The following is a 1,021-nucleotide window of genomic DNA, read 5'->3' as shown; positions in this document are numbered from 1 at the left end:
TTGATTGAAGATACACATTATCAACCGCTATCGGCTTTAGCCAAAGTGAGTGCGGTCAAACTGTCAAAGCATGACTTACAGCTGCCATTGCAACAAAGCGTTATTGCTGGCACCAAAAAACAAACATTACGTAATCAAGAGATATCATGGCGCTTAGGTTTTGACAGTTTGCAACGAAAAATACGCGATATAGATGCTTATTTATCGGTGCCGACCATTAAAAAAAGTCAGCTTAGTGGCAATTTTAGCGACTTTTGCCAGTGGGCAGCAAATCAAAAGCATTTAGTTATATCCAGTGAGATTAATTTGAGCCATTATTTGCACCGCGGAATCGAACGACAAAGACTTACTAAGCGGATTGATTTAGTCGCTCATTTATTTCGTCGAGCCTTGGAGCATTGGCTGTTGCTCGATCGAGTGTGTTTTTTACAAGAGCAGGGATATCAAGTTACGTTGACTGAATTTTGTGCAAACAGTGTTACACCACGAAATGCGCTGATCCAAGCAATTAAAACAAACTAATAGCAGTCTTTGTCACAAAACTGCAAATTAAACCTTTGTTTATACTAGTCTATTTGCCCTAAAACTGTGAAAATCAACAAACTAGTTAATCAAATAATAAAATTTAACCACAATATATTATCCACATTACCGCATTGGCTTGCTGTTTTTGATTGAATAATTAAGCCATTCTTGTTCAAATGGCGGGTTAATAACGAATAACAACTATTCTAGTGGCTTTTGGGCTTGCTAGAGCGAAGCGAATTATACGGTTTAATGAAATATTCACGCGTCTTTATCAATAGTCTGGCTTATGAGCTAGCACCACAAGTAGTGTCGAGTAGCGATTTAGAATCTCGTTTGGCCCCACTTTATCAAAAGTTTCGTATTCCGATGGGGCAACTTGCCGCATTAACCGGAATTACCGAGCGTCGTTGGTGGCCTAAAGGTCATCGTTTATCAGACGGCGCTATTGCTGCTGCACGTAAAGCCGTGAATGAAACCGGCATTAATGTCAGCG

The 1,021-nt window shown here is 39.9% G+C and carries 2 pseudogenes; both read left to right on the top strand.

The features are described from left to right. Positions 1 to 522, top strand: a pseudogene (locus CXF78_RS01730) (methyltransferase); the annotation flags it as partial. 255 nt (positions 523 to 777) lie between these two features. Continuing rightward, a pseudogene (locus CXF78_RS01725) lies at positions 778 to 1,021 on the top strand (3-oxoacyl-ACP synthase III); the annotation flags it as partial.

The sequence above is a fragment of the Shewanella sp. 11B5 genome (genome assembly GCF_002836795.1).
Classification (GTDB): domain Bacteria; phylum Pseudomonadota; class Gammaproteobacteria; order Enterobacterales; family Shewanellaceae; genus Shewanella; species Shewanella frigidimarina.
Note: the sequence above shows the minus strand (reverse complement) of the source record. Positions and strands in the feature narration are given on the sequence as shown.